The organism is Enterocloster lavalensis (genome assembly GCF_046603895.1).
GTDB classification, from domain to species: domain Bacteria; phylum Bacillota; class Clostridia; order Lachnospirales; family Lachnospiraceae; genus Enterocloster; species Enterocloster lavalensis.
Genome location: NZ_CP176637.1, coordinates 4731112 through 4756048, shown reverse-complemented (window position 1 = coordinate 4756048; position 24937 = coordinate 4731112). Strand labels below are relative to the sequence as shown.

Annotated in this window: 28 protein-coding genes; 3 read left to right on the top strand and 25 right to left on the bottom strand. The window is 57.8% G+C overall.

The genetic code is table 11. From position 1 onward, the window contains the following. Nucleotides 1–92 precede the first annotated feature (92 nt). The 3 genes from ACK2JC_RS21300 to ACK2JC_RS21290 all read left to right on the top strand — a co-directional run bounded on the left by ACK2JC_RS21300 (nucleotide 93) and on the right by ACK2JC_RS21290 (nucleotide 3307). On the top strand, nucleotides 93–962 hold the full coding sequence (locus ACK2JC_RS21300; RefSeq protein WP_320938389.1) for a LysR family transcriptional regulator: 870 nt from the start codon (nucleotides 93–95) through the stop codon (nucleotides 960–962). 117 nt (nucleotides 963–1079) lie between these two features. Continuing rightward, nucleotides 1080–2009 carry an alpha/beta hydrolase gene (locus tag ACK2JC_RS21295; protein ID WP_320938388.1) on the top strand — a complete coding sequence of 310 codons (930 nt, stop codon included), beginning with the start codon at nucleotides 1080–1082 and terminating at the stop codon, nucleotides 2007–2009. Next, complete coding sequence (locus tag ACK2JC_RS21290; protein WP_320938387.1) at nucleotides 2009–3307, top strand: 2-hydroxycarboxylate transporter family protein; 1299 nt, start codon at nucleotides 2009–2011, stop codon at nucleotides 3305–3307. Before ACK2JC_RS21295 ends, ACK2JC_RS21290 begins: the two co-directional genes overlap by 1 nt. A gap of 297 nt (nucleotides 3308–3604) precedes the next feature. Here ACK2JC_RS21290 and ACK2JC_RS21285 read toward each other — a convergent pair whose 3' ends face one another. The 25 genes from ACK2JC_RS21285 to ACK2JC_RS21165 form a co-directional block, all read right to left on the bottom strand. Then, on the bottom strand, nucleotides 3605–5074 hold the full coding sequence (locus ACK2JC_RS21285; protein ID WP_368271182.1) for an ATP-binding protein: 1470 nt from the start codon (nucleotides 5072–5074) through the stop codon (nucleotides 3605–3607). 140 nt (nucleotides 5075–5214) lie between these two features. Next, the gene (locus ACK2JC_RS21280) at nucleotides 5215–5739 is read right to left on the bottom strand and encodes a YgjV family protein (protein WP_320938385.1); all 525 of its coding nucleotides are present in this window, start codon (nucleotides 5737–5739) and stop codon (nucleotides 5215–5217) included. A 98-nt stretch (nucleotides 5740–5837) separates the two neighbouring features. Beyond that, the gene (locus ACK2JC_RS21275) at nucleotides 5838–6044 is read right to left on the bottom strand and encodes a hypothetical protein (protein WP_092366291.1); all 207 of its coding nucleotides are present in this window, start codon (nucleotides 6042–6044) and stop codon (nucleotides 5838–5840) included. Nucleotides 6045–6297: 253 nt separating this feature from the next. After that, the gene (eutM, locus tag ACK2JC_RS21270) at nucleotides 6298–6582 is read right to left on the bottom strand and encodes an ethanolamine utilization microcompartment protein EutM (RefSeq protein ID WP_007715227.1); all 285 of its coding nucleotides are present in this window, start codon (nucleotides 6580–6582) and stop codon (nucleotides 6298–6300) included. A gap of 92 nt (nucleotides 6583–6674) precedes the next feature. Next, the gene (locus ACK2JC_RS21265) at nucleotides 6675–7325 is read right to left on the bottom strand and encodes a phosphate propanoyltransferase (RefSeq protein ID WP_320938384.1); all 651 of its coding nucleotides are present in this window, start codon (nucleotides 7323–7325) and stop codon (nucleotides 6675–6677) included. A gap of 10 nt (nucleotides 7326–7335) precedes the next feature. Then, complete coding sequence (locus ACK2JC_RS21260; protein ID WP_368271183.1) at nucleotides 7336–8943, bottom strand: acetaldehyde dehydrogenase (acetylating); 1608 nt, start codon at nucleotides 8941–8943, stop codon at nucleotides 7336–7338. A 2-nt stretch (nucleotides 8944–8945) separates the two neighbouring features. Continuing rightward, nucleotides 8946–9872, bottom strand: a complete 927-nt coding sequence (locus ACK2JC_RS21255) for a BMC domain-containing protein (RefSeq protein WP_320936201.1) — start codon at nucleotides 9870–9872, stop codon at nucleotides 8946–8948. A 10-nt stretch (nucleotides 9873–9882) separates the two neighbouring features. Next, nucleotides 9883–10515: a cupin domain-containing protein gene (locus ACK2JC_RS21250; RefSeq protein WP_320936202.1), complete on the bottom strand. Its 633-nt coding sequence runs from the start codon at nucleotides 10513–10515 to the stop codon at nucleotides 9883–9885. Nucleotides 10516–10542: 27 nt separating this feature from the next. After that, on the bottom strand, nucleotides 10543–10812 hold the full coding sequence (locus ACK2JC_RS21245) for a EutN/CcmL family microcompartment protein (RefSeq protein ID WP_007715232.1): 270 nt from the start codon (nucleotides 10810–10812) through the stop codon (nucleotides 10543–10545). Continuing rightward, nucleotides 10806–11111 carry a BMC domain-containing protein gene (locus ACK2JC_RS21240; RefSeq protein ID WP_320936203.1) on the bottom strand — a complete coding sequence of 102 codons (306 nt, stop codon included), beginning with the start codon at nucleotides 11109–11111 and terminating at the stop codon, nucleotides 10806–10808. Before ACK2JC_RS21240 ends, ACK2JC_RS21245 begins: the two co-directional genes overlap by 7 nt. Nucleotides 11112–11123: 12 nt before the next feature. Continuing rightward, a complete protein-coding gene (eutJ, locus tag ACK2JC_RS21235; protein WP_320936204.1) occupies nucleotides 11124–11969 on the bottom strand; it encodes an ethanolamine utilization protein EutJ in 846 nt (281 codons plus the stop codon). Beyond that, nucleotides 11951–12610, bottom strand: coding sequence for a hypothetical protein (locus ACK2JC_RS21230; RefSeq protein ID WP_320936205.1), 660 nt, complete (start codon nucleotides 12608–12610; stop codon nucleotides 11951–11953). Before ACK2JC_RS21230 ends, eutJ begins: the two co-directional genes overlap by 19 nt. Next, nucleotides 12607–13749, bottom strand: coding sequence for a 1-propanol dehydrogenase PduQ (locus tag ACK2JC_RS21225; RefSeq protein ID WP_320936206.1), 1143 nt, complete (start codon nucleotides 13747–13749; stop codon nucleotides 12607–12609). Before ACK2JC_RS21225 ends, ACK2JC_RS21230 begins: the two co-directional genes overlap by 4 nt. A gap of 116 nt (nucleotides 13750–13865) precedes the next feature. After that, nucleotides 13866–14318 (bottom strand): EutP/PduV family microcompartment system protein, encoded by a 453-nt coding sequence (locus tag ACK2JC_RS21220; RefSeq protein WP_320936207.1) that lies wholly within the window; start codon nucleotides 14316–14318, stop codon nucleotides 13866–13868. 175 nt (nucleotides 14319–14493) lie between these two features. Next, complete coding sequence (locus ACK2JC_RS21215; protein WP_320936227.1) at nucleotides 14494–14862, bottom strand: BMC domain-containing protein; 369 nt, start codon at nucleotides 14860–14862, stop codon at nucleotides 14494–14496. A gap of 145 nt (nucleotides 14863–15007) precedes the next feature. After that, complete coding sequence (gene cutD / locus ACK2JC_RS21210; protein WP_320936208.1) at nucleotides 15008–15961, bottom strand: choline TMA-lyase-activating enzyme; 954 nt, start codon at nucleotides 15959–15961, stop codon at nucleotides 15008–15010. Between the two features lie 11 nt (nucleotides 15962–15972). Beyond that, nucleotides 15973–18438, bottom strand: a complete 2466-nt coding sequence (cutC, locus tag ACK2JC_RS21205; RefSeq protein ID WP_331681194.1) for a choline trimethylamine-lyase — start codon at nucleotides 18436–18438, stop codon at nucleotides 15973–15975. Nucleotides 18439–18828: 390 nt separating this feature from the next. Further along, nucleotides 18829–20205, bottom strand: a complete 1377-nt coding sequence (locus tag ACK2JC_RS21200) for an aldehyde dehydrogenase family protein (RefSeq protein ID WP_320936210.1) — start codon at nucleotides 20203–20205, stop codon at nucleotides 18829–18831. Between the two features lie 27 nt (nucleotides 20206–20232). Further along, a complete protein-coding gene (locus tag ACK2JC_RS21195) occupies nucleotides 20233–20541 on the bottom strand; it encodes a BMC domain-containing protein (protein WP_092366331.1) in 309 nt (102 codons plus the stop codon). A gap of 25 nt (nucleotides 20542–20566) precedes the next feature. Continuing rightward, nucleotides 20567–20863, bottom strand: a complete 297-nt coding sequence (locus ACK2JC_RS21190) for a BMC domain-containing protein (RefSeq protein ID WP_320936211.1) — start codon at nucleotides 20861–20863, stop codon at nucleotides 20567–20569. A 15-nt stretch (nucleotides 20864–20878) separates the two neighbouring features. Next, complete coding sequence (locus ACK2JC_RS21185) at nucleotides 20879–21166, bottom strand: hypothetical protein (protein WP_092366337.1); 288 nt, start codon at nucleotides 21164–21166, stop codon at nucleotides 20879–20881. Nucleotides 21167–21170: 4 nt separating this feature from the next. Then, nucleotides 21171–22190: a DMT family transporter gene (locus tag ACK2JC_RS21180; protein ID WP_092366340.1), complete on the bottom strand. Its 1020-nt coding sequence runs from the start codon at nucleotides 22188–22190 to the stop codon at nucleotides 21171–21173. 17 nt (nucleotides 22191–22207) lie between these two features. After that, complete coding sequence (gene eutM / locus ACK2JC_RS21175; RefSeq protein ID WP_007715249.1) at nucleotides 22208–22498, bottom strand: ethanolamine utilization microcompartment protein EutM; 291 nt, start codon at nucleotides 22496–22498, stop codon at nucleotides 22208–22210. A gap of 444 nt (nucleotides 22499–22942) precedes the next feature. Then, entirely contained in the window at nucleotides 22943–23803 is an 861-nt protein-coding gene (locus tag ACK2JC_RS21170; protein ID WP_368271184.1) for a MerR family transcriptional regulator, read from the bottom strand. Between the two features lie 191 nt (nucleotides 23804–23994). Next, nucleotides 23995–24828 carry a MerR family transcriptional regulator gene (locus ACK2JC_RS21165; protein WP_411338524.1) on the bottom strand — a complete coding sequence of 278 codons (834 nt, stop codon included), beginning with the start codon at nucleotides 24826–24828 and terminating at the stop codon, nucleotides 23995–23997. Nucleotides 24829–24937: the final 109 nt, after the last annotated feature.

Below are 24937 nucleotides of genomic sequence, written 5' to 3'. Positions count from 1 at the left end.
TTATACTATCAGCAGCGGCAAATTGCCAGTTTTCATTTGCCATATCACAAAAACGGAATGGGCGCCGCGCCCTAAGCGGCAGGTGAACACATATGAGAGACACGGATTGGATTATTCTGGACGAGCTTTACAAAAACCCCAACATCACCAAGGTGGCGGCAAAGCTGTACATCACCCAGCCTACGCTGACCAAGCGGCTGCAGGCCATGGAGGAGGAATTTCAGGTCCGCATCGTAAACCGCAGCACAAAGGGCGTGGAATTTACGCCCGAGGGGGAATTTCTGGCCGGGCGGGCCAGGATATTTCTCAGCTTTATGAAGGAGACGGTGCGGGGCGTCGACGCTTTTAAGACCAGCGGCTGCGGCACGGTACGGCTGGCCTCCTCCTTCACCTTCAGCCGCCGCCAGCTGGCCGAAATCCTGATGGCCTACAAATCAGAACACCCCAACATCAGCTTCGAAATCCAGAATCTCAGAAGCCACGAGCTGACCCGTCTGGTGGAAGAAGGGGAAGCCGACGGCGCGTTTGTGCGTGGAAACTACGAGGGCGGCATCAACCGCTGCCTGGTGCTGCGGGAACAGGCCTTCGCCATTTCCAAAACCCCCATCGCCCTGGAGGAGCTGCCGGACCTGCCCATGCTGCACTGCCGGTTGAGCAATTATTCCCGACGGCTGCTGGACTCCTGGTGGCAGCGCAATTTCAACCGCCCGCCGTCCATCGGGGCCACGGCAGAGGACGTGGACACCTGCTGCCAGCTGGCCTGCAAGGGGCTGGGCTACACCCTGAGCTTTATGACGGAGGAACAGCTGAAAAACCTGGGCGTCCACTCCCTTCTGCTCAAAGACGGTGAGGGCATGCCCCTGGTCCGGGAAACCTGGTTCGTCTATGACGGCAGGCGGGCGAAGCCGGATTACGTGACCGCGTTTATAAGGTTTGTGGAGGAACGGTACTCCATTCAATAAATAATTCCCTCATGGCATCATTCGATTTTCGAATGGTGCCATGATTTTATGCAATTTTACTGTGACGGGCGGATTGGCTATAATCAGCTTATCGAAACTATTTGGAGGAGGGAAAGGATGGATTACATATTGACTGAGGAGGACCGCCGCATGCTGGACCAGTGCCGGGAAAATGGCATCGGCAAGGTGGTCAGCCAGGAGCTGCTGGACCTTTACCACGTGAAGCGTGAGGAGACCGTGACGATTTCCACAACTTACGGACCCTGCAAGGCCAGCTTTTACTGGCCCGAGGAGGACAAAAGGCCGCTTCCGCTGTTCGTAAACGCACACGGCGGCGGGTTCGTGAAGGGGAAACGCCAGCAGGACATCGTATTTTCGCGCAACATCAGCAGCAGGCTGGGCTGCATCGTGATGGACGTGGACTACACCCCCGCGCCGGAGCTGCGCTTTCCGGGACAGATTTACCAGACCTACGAGGCCATCTGCTACGCGCTGGAGCACAGCGGAGAATGGAACATTGACCGGGACCGCGTGGCCATGGGCGGGCACAGCGCGGGGGGCAGCCTGACCGCGGGGGTGGCATTGCTTGCCGGGCAGCGGGGGGATTTCCAGCTGCGGCTGCAAATCCTGGACTACGCCTGCTTAAACCTGTACGAGCCGGTGCAGCTGAAGCGGAACGCCTACGCCAATCCCAGGCTCACGCCGGAGCGCTCGGAGTTTTACAACCGTATGTATCTGACCCGGGAGGAGGACAAACTGAATCCTCTGGCCTCTCCCCTTCTGGCCCCTGACTCCATGATCCGCACGTTGCCGGAGACGCTGATCATCGTATGCGACAACGACTTCTTCTGCGATGAGGGGCTGGCCTACGGCAAACGCCTGGCGGAAAACGGCGTGACCGTCACCATGAAAAATTTCATGGACAGCAGCCATGGGTTCGTGGTACAGCGGAAAGAGGAATTCGAGGAGGCGGAACGGCTGATTCTGCGGGCGCTGAAACATGCGTTTGATGAGACGAAAACGGAAGAAAACGGGGGAAATAAGTGATGGAGAAGGGAAAAACTTTAAATATTGCGGGGCTGCCCTGGTATCTGTGCCTGGGGGCGTGTGTTCTGGTATTTGTAGCTGCATACTCAGGGGCGCTGACCACGGATGTGGCGGGCGCGCTGGCCTTCGGCTGCGCGGTGTCCGCGCTTCTGTATGAGTTCGGCGAGCGGCTTCCCATCTGGAACAGCTACATTGGGGGCGGCCTTCTGATGGTGTTCTTCGGCACCGCGGTGCTGATCCAGTTCAATATTCTGCCTGATAAATACGCGGAGGCCATAGGCGAGGTGATACAGGGTTCTCCCAACCTGTTGAACATTTTCATTGTATTTCTGATCACCGGCTCCATCCTGTCCCTGGACCGGAAAATTCTGCTCCAGTCCTTTGCGGGGTACATTCCGGCGATCCTGGGCGGCCTGGCCTGCGCCGTGCTGTTCGGTGTGATCGTGGGCGCGATCTTCGGCATCAGCCCCACCAACATTATCATCAAGTACGCGCTGCCCATTATGGGCGGCGGAAATGGGGCCGGCGCCGTGCCGCTGTCCCAGATATACGAAGGGGCGACCGGGGAACCTGCGGCCAGCTACTACTCCCACGCCATCATTATCCTGACCATTGCCAACGTGATCTGCATCATCGCGGGCGGACTGCTAAATAAGCTGGGAAGCATTAAAACCAGCCTGACCGGCGATAAGAAAACGCTGATGCGTAACGCCGGAACGCTGGCGAAAAAGGACGAGAAGGTTGCCTCCGATACCGAGGACCTACACGGAGCATTTTTCCTGGCCCTGACCGCCTTCGCGGTGGGCAGCCTGTTCTCCAAGCGCATCCTGCCCTCCATCGCCGGGGCCCAGATCCACGCCTTCGCCTACACCATCCTGTTTGTGGTGATTCTGGCTGCCACCGGGATTGTACCCAGAAGCGTGTGCGCCGGTGCAAAACGGCTGCAGACCTTCATGATCGGCGTATTCGGTATCCCCATGATGGTGGCGATGGGCGTTGATTTTGACCTGATGGAGCTGGCCAGCGCCTTAAGCCCGGTCAATCTGATCATCGCGGTGGCCGTGGTGCTGGGAGCCATCTTCGGCTCCGCCCTGGTGGGCTACCTGGTGGGCTTTTATCCCATCGACTCCGCAGTCACGGCGGGCCTTTGCATGGCCAACCGCGGCGGTTCCGGCGACATCGCCGTGCTGGGCGCTGCGGACCGCCTGGACCTGATCGCCTACGCCCAGCTCTCCAGCCGTATCGGAGGCGGAATTGTGCTGGTGGTGGCCAGCGTGGTGTTCTCATTTGCGCTGTGACAGCCTGCCGGCAGGATACGGCAGCGCTTTACAGATAGACCCCTATTAAAATGGAGCTGTGTTCCCGCTGAATCATCCAGCAGGAGCACAGCTCCGTCTTGTTGTGGTTATAAAGACGCCCGTGGGGATGTCTCTACTCTTCCGCCGCCTGCTTCTTCTCCCCCGCCCGCAGCCGCGCCAGCGACACTGCGTCGATGATCAGCACCGTGGCGTCCGTGAAGCCGGTGGAAAAGTCCATGATGGCAAAGGAGTAGAATACCCAGAAAAAGGCGATATGGACAGATGTGATTCCAGCGATTAGACCTGCTGCTCAGAGAATCTGTATTTTCCTCTTCCCTTTACCCGCTCAATCATTTCTCTGTTTTTCAGTTTTCGCATCAGCTCTGTTGCAGGCGTAGCCGTAAGCCCTGTTGCTTTCATAACATCAGCTCTGGCAAAAACAGTATCAAAGCCGAAATGCTGAAACATTTTCATAATGTTTTCTTTCGTTGGAGCGCTGACATTAAGATCTGCCACCATTACTTCAAAAGCCTGTTTTTTCTCTTGAAGATCTGTTTTTTCATCGATAAAGACCTGTTTTTTGTCTGCAAGACCTGTTTTTTCAATCGGGACACTATAATTCAAATTATAAAGTGTGACAAAAAATGATGTAGGTGTAGATCTGAACAGCGGCTCTATTTCGTCGCGATAGTTCATAGCACGGCGATAATCAGCCTTGATTTTTCTGAAACCGCTGCCCCGGCGCTCCATGAAATGCATACGGCTGAAAATATCAGCGATTACAGGATTACGGCGCTTGGAGGCCACATGATCGGTGTCAAGATTTTGTACGATAGAACCATCGAACATTCCGCCGGGAGAATATATCTCCATGCGGTCATCGAAAATATCAATATGAACCTCGCTGCCGATTTCCATATAGTCGCGGTGGATCAGTGCATTAACAAGCGCTTCATGTACTGCCTGTTCAGGATATTCCGGCATTTCCACTCTGCCCGTGCCTGTCTTTTTCCAACGCTTTTTTGTGTTGTTCTTTACGAACTCTATACCGTTTTGCAGGAGAGACACAAGCGATCCGCTGTATTCCTTATCATCTAACGCTTCCATTACGCCGGAGGCCTTATCCAATCCGTACCAGCGTGTACAGAACAGACGAGAATGCCGCATCGGAGATTCATCCGCTAACAAGGCTCCTGCATTGGTTAATTTTCCGCTTTCGTCTGCCAGCTCAAACGAAATAAAGTCTGAAGCTGTCAGCTCTGCCCCTGTTCTCATGCGATAGACAGAACGCAATTTGGTAAAAGAAAAATCCTGAAGCATAAAAGAGGAAACAACGCTATCATATGTCATATTCGCGCCCCGCAGAACAAGCCGCTTTAAAGCTGCGGCATCTGCGGGAACGCTTTCATTACCAATACGGGCATAGGCAACATGATTTCCGTCTGCAACGTAGTAATACGGTGTTTCCTGTCCAGGCAGAACTTTCAAGATAATAAAGTCTTTTTGGTCCTCGGTATGATTTTCCATGACCACTTGTGGAATAGGGTCCATTTTCGTCTTAATGATTTCGCTGATTTTTTCGGATATTCCCCGTGCATCCAAAAGGCCGACAAGGGACCCATCATCGGACACACCGAAAATCAAAGCTCCACCAATACCGTTTGCAAAAGCGCTCACGCTCTTCAACCAGCTTCTGGGTTTGCGTTCTTCCAGCATTTCCTTCTTGTCATACTCGGTAGCTTCACCAATAAAATCGGTTATTTTCATTATCCGACACCTCATTCCTGCCCGCTATCAGCATGATTCTTTGTCCGCTTAAACATTGTACAGCTGCTTACATCTCGGACTGCCAAATACAGTGCTTGGACGGCTTGCGCCAAAGTCGCGCCCTTGTATTTCTCCACCCTCTACTCTTCCGCCGCCTGCTTCTTTTCCCCCGCCCGCAGCCGCGCCAGCGACACCGCGTCGATGATCAGCACGGTAGCGTCCGTGAAGCCGGTGGAAAAGTCCATAATGGCAAAGGAGTAGAATACCCAGAGGAAGGTGTTCACAAAAATGCTGCATTTGACCGCCTTGATCTCTTTGACGTAGTGGCAGCAAATCGTGTACTCTACGGTGGCGACCACCGGAATCAGTCCGATCATGCCCCTGTTGTTGGCCCAGACTCCGAATACTACCACCAATACCAGAAACAGGACCATCAGGTTCTGGTTGAATTTGTCCTTAGACACCAGGTAATTCCTGGTCGCGGAGAGCGCCAGCGTAGTGATTCCGGACCAGGACCCGAAAAATATGGAGGCCACGCACAAAAGCGCGCACTCCACCGCCTGGAGCAGAAATACCCTGTGCCGGTCGTTGACACAGCAACTGGCCGCCATAAAAAGGGCGGCCACGAAAGAAATACTATTTCCAATGATTAGATTTGTCGTCATATTGATCCGTTCCCCCATCCATATCGATCATTCACGCCTGTCGCGACGCGGCCTGCGCAAACCATCTTCTACCAGTTTACGTGGCGGGACGGGTTCTGTCAATATGGGAACGGTTGAGTTTCTGTAGTTTGGTCCGCAGTTTCCAGGCTTACCCGTTCAGTCAATCGCTGAATTTGCGGTTTGATATCATTTACGATGTCCAGCTTAATAACGCGGATATCATCCTTAATTGGCTGTAAAGCTGAGCTTAACTTAACATCCATTAGCCGATAAATTGCTAACAAATCGCCACTGGTTAATTCCATTCTCTCACTACCTCCCACCGTTATATTGCATAGCCTCATTTAACCATAGTCAGGATGCAGCGTCTATTCCATTGTTACTTAATTAAACGCCCAAAATACAAGGAATCCCCTTCCTTTCTGATGTAAAAATTTAATCACCACAATCAAATCTTACGAAACAAAAAGAAGGAGATTTCCTATGTCTGATTTTATCTTTTTCTAGCAATCGCCTGCAGGCTGCGCCAGCAGCCCATTACATTCAAACTAAACTTCCTTACGCTTCCTTCACCGCCGGCAGAATGGTCTCCACCTCGGCGTGGGGGCGCGGAATCACATGGACGGACACCAGCTCTCCCACTCTCTGAGCAGCCGCAGCGCCCGCGTCGGTGGCGGCCTTTACAGCGCCCACGTCGCCTCTGACCATCACGGTCACCAAGCCGCCGCCCACGAATTCCTTGCCTACCAGGGTGACGTTGGCCGCCTTTACCATGGCGTCGGCCGCCTCGATAGAACCGATCAGACCTTTTGTTTCAATCATTCCTAATGCATCATACTTCATTTTTGATTCCTCCTGCTGATTTAATTTGTTTGACGCCGCGAATCAGCGGGGCGCGCCCGGTGTCCGCGGGTATTTTTAATGTAAAATGATCGTTACCGGATGATTTTCACCCGTGAGGAGCCGTCCAGGCCCATGGCGTTGGCCTCCTCCGTGTCGATGTGGCATTCCAGGCCGGAGTTTGGAGTTACCCGCACAATGGTGTTTTTCAGGATTCCGCCCCGCAGTCCGTCCACCTCCAGGCTCACGTTCTGCCCGTCGTGAACTCCGAACCGGGCCGCATCTTCGGGCAGCATGTGGATGTGGCGCTGGGCCGCCATCAGACCGCTCTTTGTCTGCACCGAGCCCTTTGGCCCCACCAGCGTGACCCCCGGGGTGCCGTCCAAGTCCCCGGACAGCCTGGCAGGCGCTTTGACGCCCAGCTTAAAGCAATCCCCTGCCAGAATCTCCACCTGGGTTTTCCCACGGACCGGCCCCAGGATGCGCACCTTCTCGATGGCCCCCTTGGGCCCGCAGACCGTCACGGTCTCCTTGCAGGCGTACTGGCCGGGCTGGGACAAGTCTTTCATTTTCGTCAGCTCGTACCCTGCTCCGAAGAGCGCGTCCAGGTCGCCCTGGGACAAATGTACGTGGCGGTTGGAAACGCCCACCGGGATCGCGCCATCGTCCTGACCGGCCCCATGTTTCTCCGGTTCGCTTTTGACCATTTCCATCAAAAGCTTCATCACTGCTTCGTACTGATCCATTTCCATCCTCCTACGCGTTCTGGTTTTTCATGTTGGTGATCAGTTCCCGCACCAGGGCCGCCAGCTTCTCCTCATCGCAGGAGCCGGAAACCGGCTGGCTGCAAGCCTTGGCGCTGTCCGCGGCTCCGGTGTTCCTGCGCTGCTCGAAGGAAGCCACAAGGTCGGCGGGGCTCACGGAAGCGCCGCGGCAAGGGCCGCAGACCTTCATTGTCTGACCGCCGGTCTGCTGTGGGTGGCGGAAGGTGGCGTCGTCCGCCAGAAGCATGGTGCAGTCCTTCAAACCGTAGGCCACCTTCTTGATGTTGATCAGGTGCAGCGGGCTTACATTTTCGGACACGGAGCTGCCGCCGCAGGTTCCGCAGCCCAGGGTGAAGGCCACGTTTAGGCCCGTGCTGATTCCGGTTCCACCCATGCTGCCGCCGGTGTTGACCAGAATCCGGGAGGCGGGCTTGGATGCGAACCGCAGAACCATTTCCCGGTCATTGGTGTGCAGGCTCATGGTGTGGCCGATTCCGTTCTGGAGCAGGTCGATGCTCAACTTGCAGGCCTCCTCCCAGTCTTTTACCGTATAAAATGCCAGCACGGTGGTCAGTTTCTCATAGGACAGGGGGAAACCGTCGCCCACGCCGTCCTGCTCGCCGATCAGCACCTTGGTCCCTTCCGGGATGGTGATCCCGGCGCTTTTGGCGATCACCTGGGGGCTACGGCCCACAAATTTGGCGTTCATGCTGTGGCCGTTTTTGAACAGGAGTTTGCAGACCTTCTCCGTCTCTTCCCGGGTCATAAAATAGCCGCCCTGCTTTTTCAGCTCCGCCACCACCTCGTCGTGATTGCACTCCTCACAGATGATGGACTGTTCGGAGGCGCAGATAGTGCCGTAGTCGAAGGTCTTGCTGGCGATAATGGCAGCTACCGCCTTCTTAACGTCCGCGGTCCGCTCTATGTAGGCCGGGGAGTTGCCCGCGCCCACGCCGATGGCGGGCTTTCCGGCGCTGTAGGCTGCCTTTACCATGCCCGGGCCGCCGGTGGCGATGATCACGGAGACTTCCTTGCAGTGCATGAGCTCGTTGGTCGCACCCATGGTGGGCATGGTGATGCAGCTGATCACGCCTGCGGGGGCTCCGGCCGCCAGAGCGGCGTCCCGCATCACCTCAGCCGCTTTCAGGGTGCATTTAGCCGCGGAGGGATGGGGAGAAAATACGATGGCGTTGCCCGCCTTGACGGCGATCATGGATTTGTAGATCACTGTGGAGGTGGGATTGGTGGAGGGGACGATTCCCATCACCAGACCGGCCGGATGGGCCACGTCCAGGGTGCCCCGAACTTTGTCCTCGTCGATGATGCCAACGGTTTTCATGTCCTTAATGTCATTGTACAGCAGTGTGGCCGCCGCATGGTTCTTGTAGGTCTTATCAAGGGCCTTGCCGAAGCCCGTCTCTTCCACCGCCATCTCCGCCAGGCAGGCCGCGTGCTCCTCTGCTGCCTTTACCATACTCTTTAAAATGCGGTCGATCTGCTCCTCAGTGTATCCGGCCATCTTTTTGGCCGCCGCCTCACCCTTCCTGGCCAGCTCCCTGGCCTCCTGGATGGAGCGCAAATCATAATCAAAATTTTCCATTGTTATTTCTCCTTTTTATGAACCTGTTTTCCGCTCTGTGCTTTGTAAAAAGCTTCCAGTTGCCGCAGCAGCTGGGTTTTTCCGGCCTTTGAAATCGACTGGCCCGCTATGGCAAACTCCGGGTACTCCCGGGCCAGGGCCCGCAGTTGGGTTGCTTTCAAGTTGACCAGGGCTTTTATGGCCTGCTCCGTTCCTGAGGTTTTTACCAGTAGGTCGAGTGATGGCCGGTGTAGGGGGGTGGCTGAGGCTGAGGCGGGTAGCGGGGTTATAGTGTCATTGATTTCCGATTCGCTGCTTTCGTTTACCGGCAGGATAGCGGGCTCCTGAGCGTCGGTATCTGGTTGTGGAACTTCCGAGGTGTGGCCAACTGGCCCGTTATCTTCTGGTCTACTGGCCTCCGGCACGTCATTTCCCGGCCTATCGTCCTTCGGCCCTTCATTTCCCGGACCATCGTACTCCGGCACGTCATTTCCCGGACCATCGTACTCCAGCCTGTCATTTCCCGGACCGCCCTTCGGCATGTCATTTCCCGGACCATCGTACTTCGGCCCGTCATTTCCCGGCCTATCATCCTTCGGCCCTTCATTTCCCAACCCATCGTCCTCCGGCCCGCCATTTCCCGGTCCATCGTCTCCCGGCCCGCCGTCCCCCGGCGTTCCGCCTCCAAACATCCCTTCCAACTCCCCATGAGGCCTCGGAATCACATGTCTGGTGCGCAGGCAGTCTGAGCCCAGCCGCTCCACCGCTGCGGCCCCCGCGTCTACCGCGGCCGTCACAGCAGCCACACCCCCGGTCACAGTGACGGTCACCAGGCCGCCGCCCACCTTCGTCTTTTCGAGAAGCGCCACATCCGCCGCCTTCAGCATGGCGTCCGCTGCTTCCACAGCGGCCAGGGTTCCTTTGGTTTCAATCATTCCCAGTGCCTGCATTTTCTACCTCCTACGTCAAATCCGCCCAGTTGGCCGGGTAGGTGGCGTAGAAAATCCGCGCCTTATCCGGCGATCCCCAGATCACCTTTGAGCCTGAGGGGACGAACAGCACGTCGCCCGCGTGGGCCGTATATTTCTTCCCGTCGATGGTCACCGTCAAAGTACCCTCGATCACGTAATCGATCTCCTCGTAGGTCAGCTCCCACGGAAACTCCGAGTGGTTGATCACCAGAAAACCTGCGCTGATATGGGATTCCTCTTTATTTACCAGTTCCTGGAAAAATGCTTTCGCACCGGGCGTTCCGGTCTCAAACACATCCATTTTCACCGAACCGCCCCGGACCACCTTGAGCCCGTTTCCGTGGCGCTCGGACTCGAAGGGCTTGAAAATATCCTCCAACAATCCCCGCTCCATCAGCGCCTTCAGCACCTGGTACACCTGACCGGCGTCAATCTCCTGCGCACCGGGGGCCGCTGCGCCTGCCGTGCCGCTCACCGGCGTCTGTTCGGAAAAAGCAATCCCCCGCTCCTCCGCCGCGTCCCTTGCCGACGGGGTGACGATGGTGTCGCCGTCCACATAACAGACCGTTTCCCCTCTCGCCCTAAGCGCCTCTATATCCTTGGCGCAAACCAGTTTTTTCATAACTTCACTTCCTCTCCCGAGAACCGCCTACTGCGAATCAAAGGCGCAATCCTCGTCGATAATGCCAACTACCACCGCGTCCACCGGAATACCGTCGTCTCCCAGCATCCGCCGGGCGGAGGACCCCATGGTAATGATCACCCGGTCGCCGATTCCGGCGCTGATGGTATCCACCACCACCATCCGTTCCCCGGACCGGGTTCCCCCGATCACCTCCGCCAGCATAAGCTTGCTGCCGTTTAGCGCCTCTGCCTTGCGGGTGGCCCAGATATTGTCAATCAGCCTGGCCGTTACCATTCTTCCCGTCCCTCCTTTTCCCTTCTGCGGATTTCATCCATCGCCGCTTCCACGGAGGCCGTGTCCCCGAAAATTGCCAGCAGAATCATATTCTGTGGGCAATTTCCCCGGATGTCCTCCACGGTGACGCCCACCGCTTTTTCCGCCACGTCCGCGGCACAGACCATTTCAATCATGCGCCCCTGAACGAGGCCCACCGCGTCCACCGGACCGATTTCCCGGCCTGCGCCGGAGCCCTTTCTGCGGGTTAGAATATCCAAAGTCCCCTGGGTCGGCGATTTAATGATTCGGTATTCCATAGACACCTTCCTCTATTCCCAGGCATTCTGAGTACAAGTCCTTGCAATCCCCAAAGGCGTGACAAACATGGGATTTTTTGGCTTGTAAGTGGGAATGCCCGTCTTTTTTTGGATAATATCCTCGATTCCATTCAAACAGCAGGTTCCGCCCACCAGATAGATTCCGTCCACGTCCCGTCCGGCCACATGGCGGCTGATGATGGAGGCCACCTTCTCGATCACCGGCTTTAGCACCGGCAATAATTCCGCGTGGTTGGCCTCATCCCGCTTGTAGCGCTCCGCCTTGGAAAACTCCATCTTGTAGGCTCCTGAGATCACCAGGGAAAAATGGGTTCCGCCCGTAGGCTCATCCGCCACATAGACCACCTTTCCGTCCTTTAAAATGGAAATCCCTGTGGTGCCGCCGCCGATATCCACCACCGCGCCATTTTTAATGTTCAAAACCGCGTTGGCGGCAGTTGGCTCGTCGGGCAAAGCCGTGATCTCAAACCCGGCCCCCTGAACCACGTTCTTGATGGCACCGGAGTCCAGACCGTCGGTGCCGGGCGGGATCGCCGCGGCCGCGTAAATCAGCTCGGTCCCCAGCTTTTCCTCCAGCTCCTCCTTCAGCTCCCGGACGATGCGGATGGCTCCGATGTAGTCCACCACCATGCCGTCCCGAACCACATCCGCGTACCGGAAAGCCCCGGCCACCGGCCGGAAATGCTCATCCAGCACGGCCAGCACCACACAGGCCGTCCCCAGGTCCACCCCGGTGTAGTAAACCGCGGACGGTTCCTTCACCGGCCGTTCGATCACCACCTCAAACTCCCGGACCAGCCGGTCGCAGGCTTCAAACATCAATCCTTCCTCTGACATGTCGTTCCTCCAAGCGCCCGGCAGATCATCTGCGACAGGCGGTTTATAATGATTCGGACTGCCCGTTTCCTGCCCCCGGAGAGCTCTGCCTCCAGACAGCGCAGCTCGCACCGCAGTTCATGAAGCCGGACAATCTCCTTCCCCGCCTCCAACTGGGCGTGAAAACCGGTGACCTCAAAACAGTCCTCCAACAGCTCCCCGGCGTTCTCCGCGCTTATGCCGGTGCAGGCGGGAAACTCAGGCAACCGCGTGAAATCCCCGGCTGTTACCGCGGCTAAGAGCCGTTCCAGTTCAAAAACTTCCCCGGCTGTTACCACGCTGTGTTCCAACAGCTCGGCGCCGGTGTTCAGGAAAATGGACTGGGCGCGGCGCAGGGCCAGGAGTTCATGGGGAGTAGCGGGGGCTGTATGGGTAGCAGCGGATGCGGGGGCTGCGGATGGATTTCCCGGCGTTTCCACTCCGGGCTTCCCTGCCATTCCGCCTCTCCCCGCAACCTCGCATTCTCCACAAATCCGAACCCCCCGGTCGTTCAAAAACTGCCGCCCGCCAGGCGTCAACCTGGTGCCGGGTTCTATGCGGTATTCTGCAAAAGGAGAGTTTCTATATAGAAGGCGCAGGTCCTCCTCCGTCAGAAATCTCATAGGGTTCCCCCTTTGCACAGTCTTCTGTAAATGTCCTCAAATTCCGCTTTTTCCGGCCTGCGCGGGTTGGTGTCCGTGCAGGCGTCCGCCGCGGCCTTTTCCGCCATATCTTCCACCGCGCTCAAAAATTCTTCCCGTTCAACGCCCAGCTCCGTGATCTGTTCCGGTATCCCGATTCGCTTCATCAGGTTGCGAATCTGGCGGATCAGCCCGTGAACCGTGGCCTTGGGCGTCCCGGCCGAGATTCCCAGCATATGGGCGATCTCCACATAGCGCCCAAGGGCCGCTTCCTCGCCCGCCGTCTCCAGGCCGGCGTTCCAGGCGATCACATGAGGTAGCAGAATCGCGTTGCTTCTGCCGTGAGCCAGGTGAAACCGCGCCCCCAGGGCGTGGGCCATGCTGTGGCAGATTCCAAGGGATGCGCCGTTAAACGCCACTCCCGCAAGGCAGGAGGCGTTGTGCATCCGTTCCCTGGCCTCCATGTTGCCGCCGTCCGTCACAGCGCATTCTAAATATTTCCAAGCCATACGAATCGCCTTCTCCGCGCAGGCGTCGGTAAAATCGCCTGCCGCGGTGGACACATAGGCCTCAAACGCATGGGTCAGCACATCCATCCCGGTGTCCGCCGTGATGTGTGGCGGCACCGTAGCCGTCAATTCCGGGTCCAGCAGTGCCACGTCCGGCACCATGGCGGCGTCCCGCAGGGGATATTTCGCCTTGGCCTCCGGGTCGGAAATAACCGCAAATGAGGTCACCTCGCTGCCGGTTCCGCTGGTAGTTGGCACCGCCACCAGCCGGGGCCGCTGCTCTTTGTCCATAGCGGCGTACAGATGGCTGACCGCCTTGGCCGTGTCGATGGCGGAACCACCGCCCAGGGCGATCACCGTGTCCGGCCGGAAGGCGCACATACCTTCGATACCCTTTGTCACCACACCGATGGTCGGGTCCGGCACCACCTCGGAAAAAATTTCCCAGCATGCCCCCCGCTCTGAAAGCAGGGCCGCGATCTGATCCGCTTTCCCCGACTGTTTCATGAAGGGATCACAGATAATGTAAGCCCGCTCAATTTCCAAGTCGCGGATTTTCTCCAGGGAGCCTGCTCCCATGTAAATCCGTGTGTTCATAATAAACTGTTCCATGTCCTGTCCCTCCTTTCTACTGATTTTTATTTGCTGGCGCTGTCTGCGCCGTGTCATACAATTTTCCAGACGTTATCTGCGCCATATCACACAATTTTTCCTTAGCGCAACCTGGGCTATATCACTTCAATCTCCGCCACGGCGCGCCTCAGTGCTTCCACCGCGTCCGTTTCCCCGCGTCCAACCCGGTAAAACGGCCCCGGCACTCCGGCCTGCAAAAGCTCCGCCTCGCAGTTCGAAACTGCCGCCGGGTCCTGATCGCACTTCGTCACCACGCCGATCACCGGCGGGCCGAACACGCCCGCGAAGCCCGGGGGATAGGTCCGTTTTCTCCTGTTTCCGGCGGCGTCCGCAATCATGATCACGCAGAGGGCGTCCTGGGCCGCCGCGATCAGGTGGCAGTGCATCCATGGGCATTCCAGATACGCACCCGGGGCCTCTATAGTCCGCTCACCGTACACCATCACAGGTGTCCGTCCTGCGCGGACTCTCGTCTCCCCAAGCAACTCCGCCAGCGCAGACTTCCCAGCCCCTCTGGGCCCGATCACCATAATCCGCTTCTGCCTCATATCCTATCTCCATCTCAGGTTCCGCCCTCGTCTCATAATCTGCGTCCACCGCTCATTACGCTCCCGCGTTACAATCCATACGCGCCACATGTTCCGCTTCCACGTCACAATCCACACACGCTACACGTTCCGCTCCCGCGTCACAATGTACCTCTTCACGTATCCCGCCTCACCCTCACGTCCGCGTAATCCCCGTCACCGCAAATCCCAGCCCCCGCTCCAAACAGTCGCAGACCGCCCGCAGCGCGGTCTCCACGCTCTCCACATCGCCCGCGACCACCACGGAGCCGGTAAACCGGTCCAGGAATCCCACCTGCACGCCAGAGGCCTTCACCGCCACATCCGCCGCAATAATAGCGGTCTCGTAAGGGGTCAGAGTCAGGATGCCGATGGCTCCCAGTGGGTCGATTCCCAGGCATTCATACACGTCCGGCACCGGCGAAGCGATCACATGGGCGATGGTGACCTGTTTGCCCGGCACGGACTCCTCGATCACCCGGCTCACGCCCTGGGCCCGGGCCGGTTCCCCCGGCTGCCCCAGCATCTCCCCGCCGCCCGGCCCAAAATTCCGCCGCGCTTCCGGTTCCCCCGGCTGCACCGGTGTCTCCCCGCTGCCCGGCCCAAAATTCCGCCGCGCTCCCGGTTCCGTCCCGCTCCCCGATCTCATCATCCCGCACACCTCCCCTCACTCAATGCCGCACCACGCTCACCGGGAAATCATACTCCGTCAGCCAGCCCTCAATCCGGTCCAGATCCTCCCCGCTCAAACTGGGGTCCCCCGCAATCGGATATTCCATATCCAGCTGTCCGTATTTATTAACCCCCAGTTTATGATAAGGCAGCAGGTCGATCCCCTTAAAATTCCCGTCGTCCCGGAAGGGCAGCAGGAACTGAATTACCATATCAATCTCCTCCCTGCTGTCGTTAATCCCCTTCAGCATAGGCATGCGCACCTTCACATTGTACCGGCGGCGCAGCAGCTCCCGCAGATTGTGCAGAATCCGCTCGTTACTCATGCCGGTCAGCTCGTTGTGCCGCTCCGGGTCCATGTGCTTGATGTCGAACAGAAACAGATCCACGTACCCGGCGATCTCCAGCAGTTTTTCCGTGCCGATCTGTCCGCAGGTCTCAATGGCCGTGTGAATCCCTTCCTGCCTGCAGGCCATCAAAAGATTCTTGCAGGCCTCGGGCTGGGAGGTGCACTCCCCGCCGGTCAGGGTCACCCCGCCGCCGGACAGCTCATAAAAGGCCGCGTCCTCTTCCACCAGCCTCAAAAGCTCGGACACCGTTTTCATTTCCCCGGTGATCTCCAGGGCATTCTGGGGGCAGACGGCCACGCATTTGCGGCAGCCCGTACAGGTCTTATCCCGCAAAACCACGTGTTTCCCGGTGTCCCCGGAGAGGACGTGTATCCCCTCCGGGCAGGCCGCCACGCAGGCGCCGCAGTCGATGCAGGCGCTTTTCTTAAACATCACCTGCATCTTCCGCTCCAGACCTTCCGGGTTGGCGCACCACTTGCAGCGCAGGGGGCAGCCCTTGAAAAAGACATTGGTGCGGACTCCGGGGCCGTCGTACATATTGTATTTCTGCACGTTGAATATCAGCGCTTTGCGCTCAATCGCGCCCGTGTTTGCCTGTTCCATTCCATTTCTCCTTAAAAATGCGTCAGCATGGTGCGGCTGATGATCTCATCCTGCACATCCTTGCACAGCTCTACAAAGAACGCGCTGTATCCGGCCACGCGGACGATCAGATCCCGGTACTGCTCCGGGTGCTTCTGGGCCTCGATCAACGTGTTGTTGTCCAGGTAGTTGAACTGCATCTCTCCGTTTCCGAACATGCAGGCGGTGCGCAGCAGGGTGATCAGGCTCTCCTCCCCCTCCGGCGTGTCCAGCAGACCGGCCATGATCTTGAAGTTGTGAACCATGCCGATGTTCATGCTGTCGTTGGACATCTTGGAAACGGACTTGATAATGGCCGTGGGCCCCTTGAAGTCCGCGCCCTGAGTAGGACTGATTCCGTCTGACAGCGGCAGCCAGGCGTGGCGCCCGTTGGCGGAAGCGCCTGTCATCTGTCCAAAAGGCGTATTGTTGGAAATGGACAATGTCCCATGGCTCAGCGTGGAGTACAGCGTCTTGTACTTGCGGTGCTCATGCTCCGTAAAATTCACCAGGTCCGCCGCGATCAAATCCGCGTAATCGTCGTCATTTCCATACTTTGGCGCGTTCAGGCAGTCGATTCGTATCTGGTCAAAGCCCACAAAATCAGCCTTCAACGCCTCGTTGATCTGGGACAACGTGTACTTCTTATCGTCGAATACCAGCTTTCTGATAGCTGCCATGGAGTCCGCGTAGGTCGCCAGGCCAGACCAGATCACGCCGGGGCCGAAATTGTACATGGCTCCGCCCGCGGACACGTCCCTGCCTTTCTCCATGCAGCCCTCGTACATAATGGACATCAGAGGCTTGGGGGCCAGCTCCTTGTGCACCCGCTGGGAAATCACCGTGGCGACGGCCGTCCATTTGGTAATGAACTTGATCTCATCCTTAACCGCCGCCTCGAACTCCTCGTAGGTCTTAAACCGGTCCGGGTCTCCCATGTCTGGGCAGACCTGTTTGCCGTACCACAGCGGAACGCCGTGATTCAAAGCCAGCTCGATGCAGATGGGCCACTGGGTATAGGAAGTGGAGGTCCACTGGTAGAGGCGGCCGGACTTCTGGGGTTCCACGCAGCCCATCAGGCAGTAGTCCCTTGCGTCCTCGATGGAAACTCCCTTGGCCAGCATCATTTTAATATGGGCATCGTCAAAGTGGCAGGCCGGGAAGCCCATGCCGGAGCGCACCACGTCCACGATTTTTTTCAAATACTTCTTCGGGGACTTGTTGTGGATGCGGCAGGCCAGTGAAGGCTGGTAAATCCGCACATGGCGCACCGCGTCCATCAGCAGGTAGGTCAGCTCGTTGGTGGCGTCCCGTCCGTCCCGGGTCACGCCGCCCACGCACATATTCACAAAGGGCTGGTAGCCGGCGAAGAACTTGGAACCGCCCTCGCTGGTGATCCACATCATCTCAGACATCTTGATCAGCATGCAGCCCGCCAGCTCGAAGGCCTGGCGGTCGTTCAGACGCCCGGATTCGATGTCGCCCTTGTAGAAGGGGTACATGTACTGGTCCACGCGGCCGATGGACATGCCGGTCTGATTTTCCTCCACCACCAGCAGGGACTCGATGGTCCAGACCGCCTGAATGGCCTCCCAGAAGGTCTCCGGCTTGTGGGCCGGCACCCTGGCGTTGACCTGGGAAATCTTTAAAAGCTCCTCCCGCCGCCTGGGGTTCTGCTCCTTTGCCGCAAGCTCTGCCGCGTACTCGGACATGCGCCTGGCGTAGATCATCACGCCCTCGGTGGTGTCGATGATGGATTTGTAGAAGTAAATCTTCTCGATATCATCGGGGTTCTCATAATCCAGCTGCTCCAGATGCTCCCTGGCCTCCTGCTGGATGTCCAGCATGCCCTTTTTCATCAGGATCACGTCGTAGCCGGGGTTGGAATCGCCACCGCCGTTTAACGCGTGGTAGGAACAGTCGGACACGAAGGACTCGCCGGACAGCTCCCAAACGCCCGCTTCCCGGTACTGATCCTCACAGTATTCGTCCACGGATTTACCCTTCCAGAAGGGGAACAGCTCCTCCCGCATGATTTTCTTGTCTTCCTCGGAAATGTAGAAGGGGTCTTGGGGCCGGCTGCCGATGGTGTCGATCTCGTCTTCCATCCATCTCCAGGCGATATCCGGGGAAAATGCACCCGCTCTGGGCGCTCCGCAGGGCGCGCCAACGATCAGCTCACCCGCCTGGATCACCAGGGGCGCGGTCTCGCAGCAGTACCGGAAGCATTTTGCCCGCAGCATGATCTTGGGCATGCCCGGATTCTCCCTGGCAATCTTGGTAATGGCCCTGGCCCGGTAGGTGGTGATGCTGGGTTTATGGGTCAGATAGTTCTCCTTTAAAGCCTTCAGCCTGGGCGTCATCCCGTCGGGAATGTCCGTTCCCTCCTGGCAGCAGACCGCCTGCGCCGGGGCCTCCTTTTTGGTGATCTCATCCGAGACCGCTTCAAACATCTTCATCAGCGAAGCCCGCTCCTGCGGAGACATGTTCTTTGTGGCTTCCGCAAGCTTATTAGAAAATTCACGAATATCCAATGTGTTCCCCTCTCTCTGTTTTTATTTTCTAAGGCGGGAGGCGAAAAACGATCAGCGCCCCGTTTTATCAGCACTTCATTTAATCTGCTGCTAATTTTGGAGCCGCCAGGGCCCGCGCCCGTTCCCCGGGACACCCCCTGCCGTTTATTTCATTGCCCGTACTATTTCCCGTACTATTTCCCGTACTATTTTTCCGTACTAATTTTCCGTACTATTTTTCCGTACTAATTTTCCGTTCTAATCTTCCGTACTAATGTTCCGTATTAATCTCCCGCACTAATCTCCCGCACTAATTTCCCGCACTAATCTCCCGAACTATTTCCCCGTCTCCACCGGCGCTCTGCGCACCCCGAGGGCCACGCTCCGCAGGTACACCAGGTTCATGGGGGAGACGTTGTCCGCCGTGATCCCCAGCCCCGCGCTGGCCGCGCCCAGATGGACGGCCGGAAACAGGTTGGTGGTGGCTCCCATGGCTCCGAACACGGCGGGCGTGTTCACCAGAATCCGTCCCACCGGTTTCTTCGCGGCGAACTGTCCGATCACCGCCTCATCCCGGGAGTGGATGGCCAGGGTGTGGCACCGGCTGCCGTTTGCCAGCAGCTCCATGCATTTCTCACAGGCCATGGTCCAGTCCGGTTCAATGTAAAATACCATCACCGGACAGTTCATCGCTTCGGCGTAAGGGTTGTGGTCCGACACGTATTTCTGCCGTGACACCAGCACCCGCGTGCCCTCCGGCACTCCAAAGCCCGCCCGTTTCGCCAGCCAAATAGCCGTTTTTCCCATATACTCGGGATCAATATGCCCGGAAACGCCGCACAGCAGGCGGATCAGCATTTCCTCCTCTTCCCCGCTCATAAAGTGGGCTCCCAGCCGGTTCATCTCCCGTTCTGCCTGCTCCGCGACCGCGGCGTCCACCACCACATACTGCTCCGAGGCAGCCGCTGTCCCGCAGTCAAAGCTCCGGCTGCACAGAATGTCCTCCGCCGCCTGCTTCACATCCGCGGACCGCTCGATAAAGACCGGGCTGGGGCCGGTTCCGCCGAAAATCACCGGTTTCCCGGACCTTCTGGCCTCCTCCAGCATTTCCGGCGCGCCGGTTGCCAGCACCAGGGACGCGGCCGGATGACTCATCATCTGCGCCGCTCCTTCTCTGGCCGCGGTATCCGGGCAGGCCATGGCTCCCTCGGGTAGTCCCGCCGCGAAGGCGGCCTGGGCCAGAATCTCCACCGCCGTCCGGGTAGTCCGCTCCGCCCTGGGATGGGGAGAAAATACGATGGCGTTGCCGGATTTCACCGCCAGCACCGCGGCGCTGATCACAGCCGCCACCGGTCCAAAGGCAGGCGTCGGGGCCACAATCACCCCAAGAGGCACGCCGATCCGGGCGATACCCGCTCCGGGGTCCTCCTCCAGCACGCCCACGAAGCGCCGCCCGGCCAGCCGGGTCTCAAGGGCCTCGCAGACAAAGCGGTCTTTTATGTATTTATCCCGCCAGTTCCCGTAGCCGGTCTCTTCCGCCGACAGACGGGCCAGTTGGGAAAGCCGCTCCCTCGCCGCCTCCAGCATGGCGGCCGCGATCCGGTCCAGCTTCTCCTGCGGAAACGCCGCCAGGGCCTCTTTGGCCTGGGCCGCCCGCTCCATCAGGATTCTGGCCTCCTGCACGGAGAGCAGATCCTTGTCAACAAAATTCATAGGCTCCTCCTGTCTCCCGCAGCCGCCCTATGCCTGGGGCAGCAGGTTATCCAGGCTATAGCGTTTTATAATCTTCTCCAGCACGGGATGGGGCCTGGGAATGACCACGGAACTGTAAACCTCCGCTCCCATGTCCTTCACCGCCTTCACGCCCGCCTCCACCGCGGTTTTGCAGGCTCCCACGTCTCCGCGCACCAGCACGGAAATATAGCCGGAGGCCACGTTCTCATAGCCGATCAGATCCACGTCCGCGGCCTTGCACATGGCGTCCGCGGCCTCCAGGACAAACACCAGGCCGAAGGTCTCGATCAGCCCGATTGTATCAAACTGTTCCATATGTTCGTTTTCCTCTCTCAACTATTTACGCGTCAATGTCGTGAACCGAGACGATATCGCCCACGCCGCCGATGGGGCGGGGCATCACGTTCTTAGCCGTCAGCTTTCCCACGGCCGCAGCCGCCGCAGCGCCCGCCTCCACGGAGGAGCGCACCGCCGCCACGTCGCCCTTCACCATGATGGTGACCAGGGTGGATCCCACGTTCTCGTAGGAAACCAGCTCCACGTCTGCGGCCTTTAACATTTTATCCGCCGCCTCCAGCGCGGGAACCATACCCACCGTCTCAACCAGCCCAAGGGCTTCCTCGCCGTAATATCTCATCTCTTATGCCTCCCGTCAGTTGTTTTGGCGGTATTTCGCGGGCACGTATTTCTCCACCGCGGCTTTCCCGTCCTCGTTGATGGCATAGCGCAGGGACAAATCCCCCTGTGCGTCCAGCTCGTAGCTCTTTAACGTCAGCAGGCCGTTGGCCTCCAAGGACATCACATGGTCCAGGTAGCGCTGCTTTGTAAACTGGCGCTCCCCGCCGTACTGGGGCTTTAAGGACTCCATGATCTGTGCCACGTCGGCGCTCTCCACGCCATAAAGATAATTCAGCACCGCCGTTCTCGCAGGTAACAACATGTTCTTATTCTCCCTTCCTAAACAAATCCAACGGATTCATGGTCACCAGAATCGCGCCCAGCACGATCACCACGGAACCGATCACAATGGTGGGCGTCAGTGCCTGCCCCAAAAACAGTACGCAGAAGAACACGCCCCAGAAGGCATAGGTCACGTTGAGGGACATTCCGATGGCGCAGCCCACCGTGGAATTGCTCTTATACCAGCAGACAAAGGACACCGCCGCGTTCAGCCCTGCCGCAGCCAGCCACAGAAGGGGAAGCCCCGCCGCCATGGTGCCGCCCAGCAGCGCCAGGCCGCCCACCAGAGGAACGATGATCACCAGGTCCACCACGCCGGAGATCAGCTCCCGCAGGTTCACCGCCACATCCGTGTCGATCATGGCTCCGCCGTAGCTGGAGAGCATTCCCTCCAGGCCCCAGCTCACCGCCGCGATCAGGGCGCAGATAATTCCCAGGGTAAAATTGGGGCTGCCCTCCGGCTTCACCCAGTTGATGATAATGGCTCCGGCCACGCAGATCATCATACCCGCAACCACCCGTTTCGTGGGCTTCTGCTTCAGGAAAATCCAGGCGAAAATCGCTCCGAACAGGCTGCAGGTGGCGGAAATGGGAATGGCGTAAGCTCCCGCCATTGCCAGACCCACCAGGTACGCGCCGTTGGCGATGGGGCCGCCAAGCAGCGAGCCCAGCACGATCATTTTCCCGGGGAAGGTGTTGAGGCTCCGCCCAAGCTCGCCAAGCCGTCCGCATTTGGCGTTGTAGATGGTCAGCCAGATTCCGGCGAACAGGTCGTTTAAGCCGGAACAAACATAGGGCGCCGCCAACATTCCCACCGCGCTGGCCAGGGGCTCATAGTACCCCGCCACCAGCACCAGGGTGGTGTAGATTCCGTAGGTCAGGCCGGAAATCAGGCCCGTGGTAATGCCGGTCACGCGGAATTTTTTGCCGACCAGCTTCATTTTATCATCCGCAGTCATGGGGATTGCCCCCTTTGCATTTACTACTGCTCCGTCGCCGTTCATAAATCGCCTCTCCTATCTCACTGTTCTGCCGTTTTCGTCTTGGGGAGAATGGTCTCCACCTCCGCGTGGGGGCGGGGGATCACATGGACGCTCACCAGCTCGCCCACTCTCCCGGCAGCCGCTGCTCCCGCGTCCGTTGCCGCCTTCACGGCTCCCACGTCGCCTCTCACCATCACAGTGACCAGGCCGCCGCCGATAAACTCCTTGCCAAGCAGCGTCACGTTGGCTGCTTTTACCATGGCGTCCGCCGCCTCTATGGAGCCAACCAGTCCCTTTGTCTCAATCATTCCCAGTGCGTCATACTTCATGATCTCTTCTCCTTTTCATCGAACCGCCCCTCGTGCCGGACATCATGCACAAAAAGCCGTCGTCTCTTATTTGCGATTGTTGATTTGCGTTTGGCCTGCGCAGGTTAGAAAACATTTTGATCAGCGATATCACTAACTTTTTAAATATGACATATGTTTTTCTATGCATTTAGTATAGAGCCTCCCCTAAGGTGGAATGTCAACTGTTTTTTTGAGAAATTTTTAACTTTTTCCCCGGCCCTCCGAAGGCGGTTGTCCGGAAACAGCCTGTTTTCCAGGGAAATACAGGGTTTGCAGGGAAATATTACCATAGATTTGGGCACAAAAAAAGAGGGGAGCACATGGGCGTCCGCCTCTTTTCGACTGTATTTCCCCTCTGCCGCCCCTGATATTCAGGGTGCTGCCTGTGGAATTTTCCGCTGTTCCGGCCGGAAAGGCTTTCCCCTAAGGGGAAGCTTTTAGGGAGCGGGTCTCCTCCCTGACAATCGGCACCACCACCTCGGTGACGAATTCCACCGGTTCCCGGGTGGTCCAGTAGTCCACCACATACCGCTCGTAACACTCCGGGCCGCAGACATAGCCCCTGGCCGCCGCCCAGTCCCGGATACGGCCGTACTCCTCCCCGATGGTCTCAAACGACCCCACATGGTAGACGCTGGCCGCCATGATCCCGCCATACACCGTGCGCCCCGTGCCCGGCTTGAAGGGCCATACCGCCTTCTGCAAAATGCCCGCCCGGGTGCAGGTCCCGTTCATTTTGTCCTCATAGGACGGAAATTTCAGGATTACGGGCCCGGAAATCTCGTTCTCCACGCTCTCCAGGTAATTCACCCACTCGATGTTGATGATGGAATCCATATAGCGGTAGCTGAAATCCTGTTCCAGGTAGCAGCACTCCACCGGCTGTATGTATTTGACGGAAATCTCCTGCTCCGGATTCTGTACCACCATCTGGGCCTCCCGGATCAGCTCGTACCACTCCTTCACCGACACAAAGCTGTTGTGGATCGACTGTTCCAGCTCCTTCAGCTCGTCGATTTTGTCCAGAAAATTCTGCTTCAGGAAATAGTAGCCGTTTCCGCCCACCAGCCCCTGCATCTCCTCCAGCTTAAAGCCCATCTGCTTGTAATATTTCAGCACCGGCACCGTCAAAAGCGTCTCCCGGCTGTAATAGCGGTAGCCGTTCTCCCGGCACACCATATCCGGCCTGACCACCCCCAGCTGGTCGTAAAAGCGCAGCGCCTTTTTGGAAATGTTGCAGATCCGGCTGACCTCCCCGATTGAATACAGCTCATCCTTTTGCATGTCCCCTGTTTCCCCCTTTTGGTTTGATAGTTCCAGTATAAACCTTCCCGTTATGTGGAATGTCAAGGCCTTTGTAAAGGCCGTCCGCCGTGGGGAAAACGGGCGAAAAAAAGAGCGGCCGGGACGAAAAATCGGCTGTTCCACCGCACTTCGTCCCGGCCATTCCATTTTTTTACAGTTAAATCCTTCCACTATAGTGGAATGTTTCCGGCCTCCGCCGCCTTTGTCACCGGCACGATCACCTCGGTCACAAATTCCGCCGGTTCCCGGGTGGTCCAGTAGTCCACCACATAGCGCTCATAGCACTCCGGGCCGCACTGGTAGCCCCGTTTTCCGGCCCATTCCAGAATCCGCTCATACTCCTGGTCAATGGTCTCGTGGCTGCCGATGTGGTAGACGCTGACCGCCATCCCGCCATCCACAACGGTCTGTCCCGGATTCTTCTCGTCCGGCAGCACCGCCCGCTGCATGATGCGGGCCCGGGCGCAGTTCCCCTTCATTTTCTCTTCCAGGGAGGGGAACCGCAGGATCACCGGCCCGGTGATCTTCTGGCCGATCTCCTCCAGGTAATTAGTCCAGGGAATGTTGATGATGGAGTCCATGTACTCGTAGGCGAACTCCTGATCCATGAAGCAAAAGAATTCCTGGCTCATGAACTTCACGGAAATGTCCCGGATATCGTTGCGGATCACCATCTGCGCCTCCCGCACCAGCTCGTACCAGTCCTTCACCGCCACCAGGCTGTCGTGAATCTCCTGCTCCTGGGCCTTTAACTCGTCGATCTTGCTGCGGAAATTCTGCTGCACGTAGTAGTAGGTGTTGCCGCCTAACAGCTCCTGCATCTCCTCCAGTTTGAAGCCCATCTGCTTGTAGTATTTCATCACCGGCACCGTCAGCAGCGTCTTGCGGCTGTAGTAGCGGTAACCGTTTTCCTCGCATATGTAATCCGGGGAAATTACCCCGATCTTGTCGTAGTAACGCAGCGCTTTGGCGGAAATGTTACAGATTTTTCCTACCTCGCCGATGGTGTAGTATTCTTTGTCCTTCGTTGGTGGTTCCTCCTTTCTGTGGGCGCGCGTGGGAGCATTCTTCGCCCGAACGCTGGCGCGCTTGGCAACGGTCCGGCACGCATCC